This is a genomic window from Acinetobacter sp. YH12138, from assembly GCF_015218525.1.
Classification (GTDB): Bacteria; Pseudomonadota; Gammaproteobacteria; order Pseudomonadales; family Moraxellaceae; genus Acinetobacter; species Acinetobacter amyesii.
On the sequence record NZ_CP048670.1, the window covers coordinates 1,949,885 to 1,964,571 of the forward strand.

At 39.4% G+C, this 14,687-nt stretch carries 16 protein-coding genes and 1 pseudogene; 8 read left to right on the forward strand and 9 right to left on the reverse strand.

The features are described 5' to 3' along the window. Positions 1–43: 43 nt before the first annotated feature. Entirely contained in the window at positions 44–1,021 is a 978-nt protein-coding gene (dusB, locus tag G0029_RS09450) for a tRNA dihydrouridine synthase DusB (RefSeq protein WP_265088160.1), read from the reverse strand. Between the two features lie 172 nt (positions 1,022–1,193). Between dusB and G0029_RS18280 the strand changes: the two are divergent. Continuing rightward, positions 1,194–1,549: pseudogene (locus G0029_RS18280) on the forward strand (site-specific integrase); the annotation flags it as partial. Between the two features lie 16 nt (positions 1,550–1,565). Here G0029_RS18280 and G0029_RS09455 read toward each other — a convergent pair. Continuing rightward, on the reverse strand, positions 1,566–1,913 hold the full coding sequence (locus tag G0029_RS09455; protein WP_180040079.1) for a hypothetical protein: 348 nt from the start codon (positions 1,911–1,913) through the stop codon (positions 1,566–1,568). Positions 1,914–2,478: 565 nt separating this feature from the next. Between G0029_RS09455 and G0029_RS09460 the strand changes: the two genes are divergently transcribed. Then, a complete protein-coding gene (locus G0029_RS09460) occupies positions 2,479–2,853 on the forward strand; it encodes a hypothetical protein (RefSeq protein ID WP_180106571.1) in 375 nt (124 codons plus the stop codon). 312 nt (positions 2,854–3,165) lie between these two features. Further along, positions 3,166–3,336 carry a hypothetical protein gene (locus G0029_RS09465; protein WP_180023844.1) on the forward strand — a complete coding sequence of 57 codons (171 nt, stop codon included), beginning with the start codon at positions 3,166–3,168 and terminating at the stop codon, positions 3,334–3,336. A 92-nt stretch (positions 3,337–3,428) separates the two neighbouring features. On the opposite strand, the gene G0029_RS09470 is transcribed toward G0029_RS09465, so the two are convergent. Further along, positions 3,429–3,638: an acyl-CoA thioesterase gene (locus G0029_RS09470; RefSeq protein WP_180106726.1), complete on the reverse strand. Its 210-nt coding sequence runs from the start codon at positions 3,636–3,638 to the stop codon at positions 3,429–3,431. A gap of 121 nt (positions 3,639–3,759) precedes the next feature. Continuing rightward, entirely contained in the window at positions 3,760–3,942 is a 183-nt protein-coding gene (locus tag G0029_RS09475) for a hypothetical protein (protein ID WP_180106573.1), read from the reverse strand. Positions 3,943–4,218: 276 nt separating this feature from the next. Between G0029_RS09475 and G0029_RS09480 the strand changes: the two genes are divergently transcribed. The 3 genes from G0029_RS09480 (at position 4,219) to G0029_RS09490 (ending at position 6,400) form a co-directional block, all read left to right on the forward strand. Next, positions 4,219–5,424, forward strand: coding sequence for a DUF1615 domain-containing protein (locus G0029_RS09480; RefSeq protein ID WP_180003816.1), 1,206 nt, complete (start codon positions 4,219–4,221; stop codon positions 5,422–5,424). Beyond that, a complete protein-coding gene (locus G0029_RS09485) occupies positions 5,391–6,020 on the forward strand; it encodes an HAD-IB family hydrolase (protein WP_180106575.1) in 630 nt (209 codons plus the stop codon). Before G0029_RS09480 ends, G0029_RS09485 begins: the two co-directional genes overlap by 34 nt. A 176-nt stretch (positions 6,021–6,196) precedes the next feature. Then, positions 6,197–6,400 (forward strand): hypothetical protein, encoded by a 204-nt coding sequence (locus tag G0029_RS09490; RefSeq protein ID WP_180003812.1) that lies wholly within the window; start codon positions 6,197–6,199, stop codon positions 6,398–6,400. Positions 6,401–6,482: 82 nt separating this feature from the next. Here G0029_RS09490 and G0029_RS09495 read toward each other — a convergent pair whose 3' ends face one another. Together G0029_RS09495 and G0029_RS09500 are read right to left on the reverse strand one after the other, a co-directional pair. Beyond that, entirely contained in the window at positions 6,483–7,577 is a 1,095-nt protein-coding gene (locus G0029_RS09495; RefSeq protein ID WP_078193588.1) for a fatty acid desaturase family protein, read from the reverse strand. 12 nt (positions 7,578–7,589) lie between these two features. Beyond that, the gene (locus tag G0029_RS09500; protein ID WP_180106577.1) at positions 7,590–8,657 is read right to left on the reverse strand and encodes a ferredoxin reductase; all 1,068 of its coding nucleotides are present in this window, start codon (positions 8,655–8,657) and stop codon (positions 7,590–7,592) included. A gap of 167 nt (positions 8,658–8,824) precedes the next feature. Here G0029_RS09500 and fabR point away from each other — a divergent pair, with 167 nt between their 5' ends. Further along, positions 8,825–9,499, forward strand: coding sequence for an HTH-type transcriptional repressor FabR (gene fabR, locus G0029_RS09505; protein WP_372491111.1), 675 nt, complete (start codon positions 8,825–8,827; stop codon positions 9,497–9,499). Positions 9,500–9,561: 62 nt separating this feature from the next. Here the strand turns inward: fabR and G0029_RS09510 are convergent, their stop codons facing one another. Together G0029_RS09510 and G0029_RS09515 are read right to left on the reverse strand one after the other, a co-directional pair. Further along, entirely contained in the window at positions 9,562–10,359 is a 798-nt protein-coding gene (locus G0029_RS09510) for an alpha/beta fold hydrolase (RefSeq protein WP_180109725.1), read from the reverse strand. A 106-nt stretch (positions 10,360–10,465) separates the two neighbouring features. Then, on the reverse strand, positions 10,466–10,729 hold the full coding sequence (locus G0029_RS09515) for a PAAR domain-containing protein (protein WP_078193592.1): 264 nt from the start codon (positions 10,727–10,729) through the stop codon (positions 10,466–10,468). A 514-nt stretch (positions 10,730–11,243) separates the two neighbouring features. On the opposite strand from G0029_RS09515, the gene G0029_RS09520 reads away from it, so the two are divergent. Continuing rightward, a complete protein-coding gene (locus G0029_RS09520; protein ID WP_180106581.1) occupies positions 11,244–11,681 on the forward strand; it encodes a hypothetical protein in 438 nt (145 codons plus the stop codon). A 110-nt stretch (positions 11,682–11,791) separates the two neighbouring features. Here G0029_RS09520 and rapA read toward each other — a convergent pair whose 3' ends face one another. Beyond that, on the reverse strand, positions 11,792–14,629 hold the full coding sequence (rapA, locus tag G0029_RS09525; protein ID WP_180106582.1) for an RNA polymerase-associated protein RapA: 2,838 nt from the start codon (positions 14,627–14,629) through the stop codon (positions 11,792–11,794). Positions 14,630–14,687 lie beyond the last annotated feature (58 nt).

Here is a 14,687-nt window from a genome sequence, read left to right on the forward strand (position 1 = left end):
ACTTTGCATCGAATTGCACAGATCTATTTCGTTTGGCTTTAAGTTATTTGGTTTCAAGCAAATTGACCTGATCAACCTGAACATCACTCATGATCTGACCATGATCAAGTAAGTGATTGAAATAGTCCTCGACGACTTTATATTGATCTGCTGTAGATTCAACTTTATACATATTTTGGCGGAACTCATTACTAGAGCGTAAACCCTTGGTGTACCAAGCAATATGTTTGCGTGAAATTCGACAACCTGAATATTCACCATAAAAACCATATAATTCAGACAAATGTCCAAGCAATACGTCACGAACCTCCATAATACTTGGCGCCGCCATATGCTCACCTGTCGTCAGGTAATGTCCAATTTCACGGAATATCCATGGGCGACCTTGAGCTGCACGACCAATCATGACTGCATCAGCACCAGTATAATCCAGTACATATTTGGCTTTTTCAGGTGTATCAATATCACCATTGGCAATCACAGGAATATTGATCAACGATTTCACATCTTTAATTAAGCTATAACGCGCCGTATTCAGATACATATCTTCACGTGTACGACCATGAAGTGCCAATGCAGCAATGCCAGCTTCTTCGGCACGTTTCGCAACGCGCATAATGTTTTCATGACCATTGAGATAGCCCAAGCGGGTTTTTAAAGTCACGGGTACATCAACTGCATCAACCACAGCATCTAAAATGCGGGCCACCAAATCTTCATCTTTGAGCAGCGCAGAACCTGCCAACTTATTACAAACTTTCTTCGCCGGACATCCCATATTAATGTCGACAATTTGCGCACCATTTGCCACTTGAAAGCGAGCGGCTTCAGCCAGTTCAGCTGGATCTGACCCTGCAATTTGAGCTGAGATAGGTGCTATCTCACCATCAAAATTGGCACGATAAAGACTCTTTTTACTCATGCGTAAGGTCTTATCTGCCGTCATCATTTCACTGACAGCATGACCTGCGCCAAAGTATTTGCAAAGTGTACGAAATGGGCGATCTGTAACCCCTGCCATAGGTGCCACCCACAGTTTTCTCTCGATGGGACGATCGAATAATTCTTGAATGACATTGTTTTTACTCAAAATCTTTTAACCTCGTTTAACTTCGTTTAGTCGCTTCGTATTGACTTTTAATGCTCTTTAGTTGCAACCTATTTGCACCACGAAATTTCAATGTTGCAAATTTATAGGTACAGTCACTAAGCGACAAACAAAAGACAGTACAACTCGGTATAGAGCTCAAGTCCGCGTACAACTTCAAGGCTACCCAGAATTCAAGCAATCCAAAACATTTAGCTAAAAGTCTTTGGCTGATGAGTGGATTAAACGCGCAGAGGCAGAAATTGAATTGCACCCTGAAAAAATGTTGAACCCTGAGGTGCAACTTAAGCAAAAACACTCAGAGAATTCATATTTCAGTATTTGGATGAGGCGGACAGTTTTGCTAGGACAAAAACAGGAGCACTACAGCATATCGCTAGTTTAGATATTTCTGAAAAGAATATCTATTATTTAACGCGACAAGACTTTTCTGATTACGCCGCTTCTTATAAAAGTATTAATCTTTCTGAACCCCAGCATTCTCTGCATTAAATTCTAATGATATTTTCTCATATAGTTTACTTTCAGCTGCTTCTAAGCGAGCTTTTGCGTCAGCTAATGCTTTCGGGTAATAAAGATAGCTTTTCATATCTTTATCACAGCTATCCAGTTTTTTCTCACAATCACTATCATTCCTTTTGGCTTCTCTAGACTCTCTCATTATTCTGTTGTAATAATTTTTGGCTTCGTACCACTTAAATTCAATTACATTATTAGCATTTGATGGTTCATCTTTAGCATAGCAATTCACTGATGCTAGGAAGCAAATTGTTAGTCCGTTAATAATTTTGGTTAGATAATGCACTATTTATACTCATTAAATTGGATGTTATTGTAAATAGTAACGTAATCTAACCCACCTGCCATAGGTGCCACCCACAGTTTTCTCTCGATGGGACGATCGAATAATTCTTGAATGACAGGATGTTGACTCAATGTTTTAACCTCTAGCTATATTTAGCAAATGATACCCGAACCACATTCGAAATCTTCGAATCCACTTTTAACAATGCTAAATTCAAATGTATGTTCGCAAAATCTGTTGAGCGTAAAAACGTTTCATGGCAATGATTATGCAATTGAATGATGACAATGAATATCAACATTGCTCAACGATTGAATTGAGGAATTTGAAGCTTCGGAATTGGACGGCAAATTTGCAATGCGATAGTTTAGTAATTCCAAACAAAAATTTCTACGCTTTTGCTTAAGAGTCGTTGAAACTTATGCATCAGCCATGTAGTTAACACACTATCGATTCAACATCAGACTTTCAGCAGATCTGCCTGTACAGGTGTTACTATAGAGGGATACTACTAAAATCATTGAAAACTTAAACCCGATAAATTCACATCTGTGAGTTGAACTTTATGAATAAATTGAAAATTCTCTCTTTTATATTTTTCGCTACTATTCTGACTGCCTGCCAACAACCGAATGACGAGGTGGCTGCAGCTGAAAGCCAAAACGCTGATTTAACAACGGAACAAGCGACTCAACAATTTGAGCAGTCAGATGCGCAAATCAGTCAATACCTTGATGTTTTAGATGCCCCAAGCACATCTATTAAGGAAAAAACCCAAGTCTTATGTCATGACTACCCTCATGAATATAAAACTAACTACATGCCTGCCATGCTCAAACTCGCAGCCCAAGACTATACTCAAGATAAAATGTTGAACGACTTGAAGATCGCACAGGACTATTACAAAGAAAAACTCAAAATTGAATGCCCTGCTGAATAATCTCCCTTTCATCATGGCGTCATATTTCAGCGATAAATTGTAATTAAGCGAAAAGTGGGTAAGTTTCGCTGTAATAACAACGTAAAATATACTTCCCGATTTATTCGGGTTTTTCTTTTTAAAGCTTTCAAATAATAAACGGCAATTGAATGGCACATTTTATTTTGTGATAGACTTCAAAATACTGATTTATTTTAATAATTTTTTCGTTGAAATTCACAAGTTGGACACAGAACAATCTATTTTAATTACACGTTTCTCATGATTAATACATTAAGTTGTTTTTTCCAAAAATAGACTGAAGATTGAATCATGAAAACTTTAAATAAAGCACTTTTTGCTGTACTTATCTCTACGGCGGCTGCAACTACATTTGCTGCTGAAGAACAAAAAGTTGAAGCTGCTGCATCTGAAGTTCAAACAACTGAAGTTGCTCAGGACGCGACTGAAGTAGCCTCTGCTTCTGAAGCTGTTGCAAAATAATTGAGTAAACATTTAAAAACCCACAGTTTGTGTGGTTTTTAAATTCACAGGCATTTTAAGTGTTACGCCGTTTTCAATGATTTTGACTTCAATTATTTAAAATATAAACGTTGAATTTGACGTGCCCGCCGGTTTAAACCTAATATTTCTTTTCTTTGCAAAATATCTTCTTCACAAAATCCCAAGCGCTGGATTAACTCAGGAATTGCTAAGTCTACATGTTCGATCAACTCGGCATCTTGTTCAGTTGACCAAATAACTTTTGAAGCTGTTAATTTTTGCTGACGTTTTGACCTTCTCATTTGCATAGTATAAAAGACTTTTGGCTAATTCACAAAAAAGCCCACCCGATGTGAGCTTTTTTGCACAGACTGAGTATTCATCATCTATTGGATTGAAATATAAATTTACTGAACGATGATCTTAAAGATTTTCATCCTTTGTGATCATCACTGAGGTTAAAATTGGAACTGCAAAACAAGGTAGTAAGAGTAAGATCCAATATTCCACCATTGGTTTAGCCACAACAAAGTTTATAACGATTACCCCCAATACCATAACTAACGCAATCAAACCTAAGAAACGACTGAAAAATTTAGCAGGCATAACAATCCCCTTAAAAAATTATGGATTTCAGCTAGTATATACCTTCATTTTTTATAATCTGTTGAAAATGATATTGGAATATTCATCTATTTAGCTCAAAAAGCATTCTTTTTCCAATCATCCCAACCAAACTGCTTGTTTTTAGACGCGTAGATCTCCATAAATAGATTGGCAGTCCCCTATGAGGCATATACATATTTATTCATTACTTATGTATTTTGCATAGTATACTGCTCCTGCTTTGTCGCCCCCATATGGCTGAGTTTATTGGAAAATATGAACAAAACTTTTTCGACCACATTATGCTTTAAATCCCTTTCTGTACTGGCTTTATCCATTGGCTTGGCTGCCTGTGGTAATGGTTCATGGTGGAGCAAAGATGAACCCACTATGGAAGCAGAACAGATTAAAAAAGCCATTCCACCTCGCGTGAATGAACGTCTGTCATGGGCCAATGATATCTACGACATTAGTGATCAGCTCGGTATTCCGACCACGAAAGAAAATGTCTGTACGATTGTTGCTGTGGTCGATCAAGAGTCCAATTTTGTTGCTGATCCGCATGTGCCGGGGCTCGGTGAAAAAGCCGTTAAAGAAGTTCAAGATCGTCTTGAAGAAAAGTTTAAAGATAAATTGGGTGATGGCATCGGTGGTACAGTCGCTGGCTATTTCCAAGATGTGTTAAAAAATCAGCCGAGTCCTGAAGATAACTATTTGAGCCAAATGCGCCGCGTTCAAACTGAACGTGAGCTAGACGAGCTATATCGTGAAATTTTTGACTATATGTCTAAACACTATCACGTGAGTGCGTTAACAGGCGCGGCGAAATTGGTTGGACAAGATATTGGTGAAAAGCTCAACCCCATTACCACTTTGGGTTCGATGCAAGTCCATATAGGCTATGCCAAAGACCACAAACGCCAAGGTGGAAATATTGCCGCACTACGCACAGACATGTATAGCCAATATGGCGGTTTGTATTATGGCATCCACCGTTTAATGATGTATCCGGCTGAGTATGACAAACCGATTTATCGTTTTGCAGATTATAACTCGGGTCGTTATTCGAGTCGTAATGCGGCATTCCAAAGCATGTTGAATGACTTGACCCCTGCTGAGCTCGGCTTAGATGGTGACCTCTTACTTTATAATAAAGATGGTTCTCCACGTTCTGCAAAAAGCCAGTCTGAAACCGCGCTGATTGCCGTTTTTGCAGAAAACAATGTGATCGCGACGCCACGTCAAATTCGTTCAGATCTTAAAAAAGAAAAAGATCAGGACTTTGAAGATACTTTGACGTATAAAGCTGTCAAAAAGTTGTACCAAGAAAAGACTGGTAAAGAACCGTTTTATGCCATGATGCCTGAAGTCGTAATTTCGGGGCCAAAATTAAGCCGTGATTACAATACCAATTGGTTTGCCACACGAGTCGATGGACGTTATCAAACATGCATGCGCCGCATCAAAAACCTAAAACTTTAGCCTTATTTGATTTTGACGGAACCCTGTGTAATAAAGACAGTTTTACAGGGTTCATCTTCTATTCCCTGCCTAAACGGCATATCGTGCGCCAAGGGATTAAAATTCTCCCTTGGATTCAAGGCTATTATCTCAAGCTATATCCTGCACATGCAATGCGTCCTCGCCTATATGCCGCAATGTTTAGCCAAGCCAATCATGAGCACATTTTAAATCAAGCAGCGCAATATGCTGAACATTTGATGGCAGAACTCAATCCTTCACTGTATGAACAATTACAGCAACACCAAAAACGCGGTCATGAAGTCGTATTGGTTTCTGCATCCGTCGATTTATATCTTAAACCTGTGGCTGAAAAGCTCGGGGTCAAACTGATCTGTACTGAAACTGCAACCAATAACCAAAAACTGACTGGTTTATATGAAACCTTAGACTGTAGTGGTGAGCAAAAGAAAAATCGCGTTTTGGAGCAATTTAACCTTCAAGACTATGAGCATGTTTATGCCTATGGAAATAGCGATGAAGACCTCGCTATGTTCGAATTGGCCACCCACCATTTCATGAATGGAAAGGATAAACGCCTACCTGAACTCGACTAAAGTCGAGTGATTTAGTTTGGTTTATTAATCAAAGTTAACAATCACAAACTTAAATTTAAGTCGCTCTAATATATGATTAAATTTTGAAAATTCTGCTTTTATTTTGACTTTATAGTGTGCTATTTTTCTCATTAATTAGAAATAATGCGGTCAAATATTAAAAGCGGGAAAAGAATATGAATCAATTCAATCCACCGAAATATGTCAAAGGCCTCCATATTAAATTTGGCGAAAATCCATTTGTACTCCTTGCTCAATTTGCCTTCTCAGCCACTCGCCAGATGTGGACGAAAGAAGAAATTGAATTGGTCATTCGTATGGCTAAAAAAGGAAATTATATGAATTTGATTAAGATCCTCAAATTACATATCAAAAATTGAAATAAATATTTTCCCCAAAGTTAATATAAAAAAGCCATGCAATTGCATGGCTTTTTTTCCCGTAAATTTAGTGTAGCGTTTATTACTTTTTAAATGGAAACGCATATTTCACAATACGTTTTAGTACACTGCCGTACTGTTTCACTAAACTTGCGTTGTTATAGTTCAAACCATATTTTTCACAGACCGCCTGCACTTTTGGCGCCATTTTACGATAACGACGTGCAGGAACGTCAGGGTATAAATGGTGTTCGATCTGATGGCTTAAATGCCCTGTCAAAATGTGAAATGCTTCTGAACCAGTAAGGTTTGAAGAACCACGGATTTGACGCATGTACCAATGTCCACGGCTTTCATTTTCAAGTACTTTTTTCGGGAAAACTTCAACATCTTTGGTGAAGTGACCACAGAAAATAATACTAAATGTCCAAATATTACGAAGACCATTCGCAACGAGGTTCCCTGTGAGCACAGGTAATGCTGCAGGCCCTGCAATAAGCGGGAAGAACACATAGTCTTTAAATAATTGCTTGCCGATTTTGGCTTGCATTGGCTTCCATTCTTCTTTGGTCTGCTGTTTTGTTTTGCGACCTTTAAAGTATTTACCCAATTCAAGGTTTTGAATGGCAACACCCCATTGGAACAATAAGCAAAATGGAATGCTATAAATCGGTTGTAATAGATAGCCCGGCTTCCAACGCTGTTCTGGGAATAAACGAACGAGACCATAACCAATATCATCATCCATACCTTTAATGTTGGTATAGGTATGATGTTTAAAATTGTGAGTTTGGCGCCAGTTATCTGCAGTACCCACGATATCCCATTCATAAGTCTGACCATTGAATTTAGGATCATTCATCCAGTCATATTGACCATGCATGACATTATGACCTAATTCCATGTTTTCCATGATTTTGGCAAAACCTAAAAGACCTGTGCCTAAAATCCATGCTGGCGGAAACCAACCTGCAAACAATAATGCACGACCTGCCATAGATGAATATCGAATAGTCGAATACACACGACGAATGTATTTCGCATCCTTTTCACCTAAGTCATCTAAAACTTCTTGCTTAATCGCGTCAAGCTCACGCGCAAGTTCATCTAATTGCGATTGGGTTAACTCACGGTTTTTAGGATTTTTAAAATATTCAATTTTTACAGGCATGTTCATATTTTTTCTACCTTATAAATCAATAACGAGATCTGACTGTGCTGAGTTCACACAAATTTTGAGTAAATTACCCGGTTCTGTATTTTGGCTACCATTGACCATATTTTTAGTCGAACCTTCAACTTTGTTGCAGGCACATTTATTACAAATGCCCATACGGCAACCGTGATTTGGTTTGATATTTTGCTGTTCAAGACTGGCTAAAATTGATTGGCCTTTTGGGATACTGACGGTTTTATTGGATTGTGTAAGCGTGACATTCACAAAGCCAATGTCATCCGTTGCAATTGGGCTCATGCTAAATGCTTCACTCATAAAGCATTGTGCATGATCAAATAACGCTTCGGCCTGAGTGACGAAACCCGATGGACCACATGCAAACACAGTACTGTGCTCAATGTCGTCAATTTGAGCAGCGTGAGCGGCATTTAATCGTGGATCTGCAACTTCTTCCTGGGTAAAGAAAATTTGAAATTTAAAGTTTGGATATTGATTTGCCAAAGCTTCGAAGCGTAATTTGAATGCGGCATCATCGTGATACTTAACCCAGTACATTAACTGAATTGGTTGCTCCGCAATTTGCTTAGTTTTGCTCATCGCTTTCAACAAACTTAACATTGGCGTAATACCACTACCCGCAGCCAATAGTAGCAACGGCGCAGAATTTGACACCAAAGTCATATCACCAAAAGGCTGACCAAATTCTAAGATATCACCCACTTGCGCTTGTTCTACGAGCCATGTACTCACAATACCCGTATTCACTTTTTTTACGCTAAGTAATACGTGTTGATCATCCAACTGAGTCAAACTATAAGTACGTTCGTAACGGATACCATTTACGCAAGCAAAAACAGGATGATGCTGACCAGCTTCGCCAATTTTAAATAAACGGTTCACCTGTATAGTTAGGCTGACCATCTCATTTGCTGCATTTTCTTTTTGTACAATTTTGCCGAGAGCCTGATTACCAGACCATAACGGATTAAATTTCTGCAACCAGAAATTCACCGCATTGACGTCTATAACACTGTCTTTGAGTGCGTTTAAAGGCTTTTTTGCTTTTTCGAGTACATGCATAATCAAATACAACTCATGGGAGGTTTTAATTATTATACACATGTATATATATTTGTATATACGCTTGTGCATTTAATCGACATTTTCACAAAAGCTATTAGCAGACGCTATAATATGTTAATGTTTTTAATCTATTAAAAAATATGACTCAGTCTGCACAGACGAATATGGTTAACATGTACCAGGAAGAATTACATTCTGAAGCTGAAACTCCACTTGCAGTTCGCACTGTAGGTCGTAAAGCAACAATTACCAAGGAAGAACTGTTTCAGGCAGCGCTTAATTTAATTGGTCCACAAAAAAGTATTTCATCACTGAGTTTGCGTGAAGTTGCACGTGAAGCTGGCATTGCTCCAAATAGTTTTTATCGTCACTTCAAAGATATTGATGAATTAGCCATTGAGTTGATTGATCGAGCTGGTGGTGTGTTACGTCAAATTTTGCATGAAGCACGCCTTCAGGCATCACGCCAAAGCAGTATTATTCGTAGTTCAGTTGAAGTATTTATTCAGCAGCTAGATGCCGATGAAGGCAACTTAAGCCTTTTACTTCGTGAAGGCTATACTGGTTCGCATTCCTATAAAAATGCAGTTGAGCGTCAACTTAACTATTTCCAACAAGAATTAAGAGAAGATTTAATCGTACTAGAACGTTTAAATCAGAGTAAGTTGGCTCATCCTGACATCGTGGCACGTGGTATTACCCAATTGGTGTTTAACATGGGTGCGAAAGTCATTGATCTACCGACAGAACAACGCAAAGAAGTTGCCGAACAAACCATGATTATGATTCGCATGATCCTGGAAGGTGCTCGCCATTTAGACGAAGCCCAGATTCGATAAAAATTAACGGTCAAAAAAAAGGAGACGTTCAGGTCTCCTTTTTTTGAGCAAAATTTATTTTTCTAATGCTGTAAGTACTGCATGACGTGTAGCACTGTCTGTTTCGGCTGCTCAAGTGGAAACATGTGCCCACCTTCAACTACACTATAATCTATACCATAGGTTTTCTTCATTCCGTCAGGCAAACCTTGTTTATAAAAATGGCTGTTATCTGCGGTGATAAGGTGTACAGGCATTTGAGGGGCTTTACGTGGAGTACGCCACCACCATGCAGGCACTGTACGGAAGATTTGCGCTTCCACGGCTTTTGGAATGCTGAGGGTCACGCCACCGCGTTTTTCATCAGCTTGAATGCCTTGTGCAAAATAATCCTCAAAACATTGCGGATCAAAACTTTTAAATAAACGATTATTCCGTAGTGCCGTATAGGCTTCATCCAAATTTGGCCAATGGTCATTACGCTTCAATGTAATTGCCGCTGGGGTAATTTTATCGACAGCTTTGAGCTTTAATTTTTGCATACCTTCAAAAATGGCAGACTTAGGACCGATTACGAAAGGTGGATCCATAATGATCAGTTGTGAAAACAAATCTGGACGTTTATAAGCCGCCATCAGGGTGACTAAAGAGCCAAAAGAATGCCCAAGCCCAATCACTTGTTGCTTTGGAAATTGGTGCTCAATATCTGCAATGACTTGTTCGACCAAATATCGCCAATCTTTGGTGATCGGATAGCGCTCATCCATACCAATCAGCGGAATCGCCTTCACATCAAATTGCGGTGAAAAGTAAGATAAAAACTTTCGATAACTCGCGGCAGGAATACCATTGGCATGGGTAAAATGGATCGCGCTTTTCATCTAAAACTCATCCTATCAACTGATGATGACCCATCATAAAGAGATCAACTCGATTAGAATAGGACTCAATGAGTTTATTTAGATGAACTAAAAGTCAGTATGCAGATTATTTTTGTGATCCGACCATTGATTGATTCGGTAAGAAGGTTGCGCCACAAGTGGTTTTATCTCCAGCAACCACAACACCACGCCCCTTGACCGTTGTACTTTGATCCGCCGCGATCGCAGCCACAGTCGAATTACATTTCGGGCAATAATGTTTCATGCCATTTAAATGCACAGCAATACCATTAATCACAAATGAAGGTTCACATTCTGAAACCACACCACCGTGTGACGTTTTACTACCTAAGGTAATTAAGGATTTCATATTTTTATTTTCTTCTAACGAACTGCTGAAATTTGAAGCATTTTAACGGAACTACCCTCAACTCGCTAGCATTGACGTATAAATTCAACCAAGCCAAAACTTTACTTAACTAAAGCATCAAAACACGACATTTTGACAGTTCGTGATCAATCATTTGAATATGATGCTATCTCTGTATGTCCGAATACATTTAATCATTTCACCTTCATAATTCAATTGACATCAATCACGACAGCTTATGTCGCGATGCCGATTCTTTTACTAATCAAAGCATGTATATTGGGTCTAGCAATGAGCATGAAGCGTAGCGCCCTATATTAACAATTTCAGTATTTAACTGAGCTTCGAATCAAAAAACGTTGCATTTCTACGACATGATTAACTTTAGAACATTCTTAGACTAAACACATTATTCAAAACTATTTTTATAAATATTTAGACTCAATACGTAGCACAACTTCATATATATAGCGCAGATAAATAAAGCATAACCATTCTATTTTCAGGAGGTTTTATGATTTTAATAAATGACTTTGATTTAACCCAACCGCAAAAAGTCATCGTGTTAGACCATACACTAGATGACTCAACCCTTTTAACTGAAGTACTCGCCTTGTGTAAGACCGCAGACCCAGAGCTCATCGTGGCGGAAAGCAAAGAGGCTGATTTAGTCTTACGTTTATTACCTGAAATACATGCTTATTGTGGTGCCATTGCCTTAAAACAGCCGCTATGCATTGACATCAACTTTGATTTACTTACTGCTCATTATGCAACACGCAGCCAAGCAGACCGATGTACGATCCAAATTCAGTTAGCAAAAAATCATCCGGACTATACAAAGCTCGAAGCCATATTTTATATGTTGGATGAACATGAAGACTTTGATCAAGCTGTAGAATTGCTGAAGAATAGTTACTTTTTTTATGCTGATGTCGACAATTTAGATTAAAAATAAACAATACAAAACTTAGATTTAGCGTAAATCTGTCGTGATTAATTTTACAGTTATAATTTTAGCCATAAAAAAGCACCCTAAGGTGCTTTTTTAAGATTCTTAACTTATGGCTTAACCACTACCATAATTTGAATTGCTTCTGGTGTAACCGCCAGACCATCAAGCAGTGTTAAACCTTCTTTTTGCAGTTTTTGTAAACGTGCAATTTCGTCTTCACGAATACTTGGGTTGAACTGCTTCAAATAAGTCAAACGGTCAATTTCATACTGCCATTTGCTACCATAGATTTCTTTGGCTTGTTGTTTAAAGCCCGGTAATGCGCCACGTGCAATTTCCAGCGCTTGCGTATAACGCTGTTCAATAACATCTCGACGCGCCTTAACTACTTGGCGGCAACTGTTACCATCAAGATGATGTAAATAAGGACGTAAAATTTCAGGTGCAATTTTTTGCGATAAATCCTGACCTTTTTCGCTCAGTAATACACGAACCAACTGTTGTGGCAAACTTGACGGCAAATTCAATGCTTTCGGAGCAACGACATCGACTTTAAACCACACTTCCATTAACACAGAACCTTGCGGTAAAGCGGCCGATTTCAATACAGCAACGTTGGTACTACCAAAGCCTTGCGTATTAATCATTTCCATCACACTTTCAGTGAATGGATGCTCAAGAGTTAAATACTGAGCATCTTCACGAATCTGTGCTTGGTCACGATAGAACGTCGCCGTCATGCCTTCCTCGTCCAAGGTCAAACCTTGAACTTGCATTTGATCTGTTGGCTTGATGATCACGGTACCATTACTTTGCTCATCAAAATCAATGTTTGTAGACGCCATGAAGCGCTTCATAAACATTGGCAAGGTTGTATTGTCGTCGTAGTCTTCAAGTGCAGTCACAATTTCTTGTGCCACGATTGGACGGCAAGAGTTGTACTCAAGTAAACGGTCACGACCTTCTTGAAGTTCAGCTTCAAGCGCTTCACGTTGCACACTTACGGCTTCGAGCAGATCTTCAAACTCTTGGCCTTTATCTGCCAACAAACAATCTTTCAGATTGACGATGAAGTTTTCTTGGAGAGTTTGCGCTGTCGGGGAGATATTACAGAAAATATTTAATGCTTCGTTATACCAACGGAACATACGCTCTTGAGCAGTACCAACCAGATAAGGCACATGAATTTGAATACGATTTTCTTGACCAATACGGTCTAAACGACCAATACGTTGCTCAAGTACGTCTGGGTTAGCAGGTAAGTCAAATAACACAAGGTCGGATGCAAACTGGAAGTTACGACCTTCAGAACCAATTTCTGAACATAGTAAAATTTGTGCACCGTATGACTCTTCTGCAAAGTAAGCCGCTGCTTGGTCACGTTCTAATAAGCTCATGCCTTCATGGAACATTGCTGTGCGAATACCCGCATGCAAACGAAGTACATTTTCTAAGGACTCAACCACTGGACCACTACGTGCAATCAATAACACTTTTTTGTGTTTCAAGTCCGTACGCAGACGTTCCATCAACCACATCACACGTGGGTCGGTTTCCATCCACGAGCCATCAAGCTGCGCTTCTTCAGGCCACATTTGTTCACGTAGCTTGCCATCTTTAGACCAGTTTTCTGGTGCAGGTAATGGCGCAGGCTGACAGTCACGCCCGGGGAAGCCTTGAATCGCTTCACGTGTATTACGGAATAAAATACGGCCTGTACCATGACGGTCTAATAATTCGTGAATGGCACGGAAGCGTTGTTCTGGCTCGTCAGTAATTCGATGACCTAATAGGCTTTCAATCGCTGCCAAATGCCCTTCTTCGAGTGGCAGATCAGACATCAGCACTTCAGCAATTTTAGCTGTTTGGTGATACTGCTCTTCTTCATCCAAGAAACGATCAAGCGAACTAAAACGTTGTGGATCGAGCAGACGCAAACGTGCAAAGTGACTTTCCACACCTAATTGTTCAGGCGTTGCGGTTAGTAACAAGACACCCGGCGTTTTTTCAGCAAGTTCTTCAACAAGGTCATATCGGTCATTGCCGCCTTCTTCTTCTGACCACATTAAATGATGAGCTTCATCGACTACGAGCAAATCAAACCCAGCTTTAAGGGCTTGTTCACGCAAGTCATCATGGTCGATCATCAAATCGACACTCGCAATGATGCATTGTTCTGTTAAGAATGGGTTGAGGTCTGGATCGTGTTCTTTAATTGATGCTGTACGTGTCAGATCAAATAATGAGAACTCAAGATTGAAACGACGACGCATTTCAATCATCCATTGATATTGCAATGAATCAGGTACTAAGACCAAGATACGTTCTGAACGACCCGTTTTGAGTTGCTGATGAATAATCAGACCCGCTTCGATGGTTTTACCTAGACCCACTTCATCAGCAAGTAATACACGTGGAGCAAAACGCTTACCCACTTCATGCGCAATATACAGTTGGTGTGGAATAAGACCCACACGTGAACCCACCAAGCCACGTAAAGGGCTAGACTTCATATTGGCTTGTAGCAATAAGGCTTCGATACGGAGGTCATACCATTCTTTATAGTCCACTTGGCTTGCAAGTAAACGATCTAATGGTTTTGCTAACTGAATACTTGCACCAATACGTGTTTCATTCAGTGCTTTACGCTCTTCTGTGCCATCGGGAAGTTTACGTACCGCGTTATAACGAACCACGCCACCACGGTCTTCAAGAGATTCGACAATCCAAATTTGACCTTCTTGGTCTTGGACTTCGTCATTTACATTGAAAACAATACGAGATAAAGGTGCATTGTGACGGGCATAGACACGAGTTTCATCACTTTTTGGGAATAAAATGCTGACCGATCGCTCATCAACATCAATAAGAACACCTAAACCCAGTTCCGTTTCTGTATCTGATAACCAACGTTGACCAATAGCAAACTGCTGCAATTTTTCCACCTTTTTCTCAAGTTCGGTCTGAAAATATTATGCTCAAACTGTGAACGTTATTTGAGCA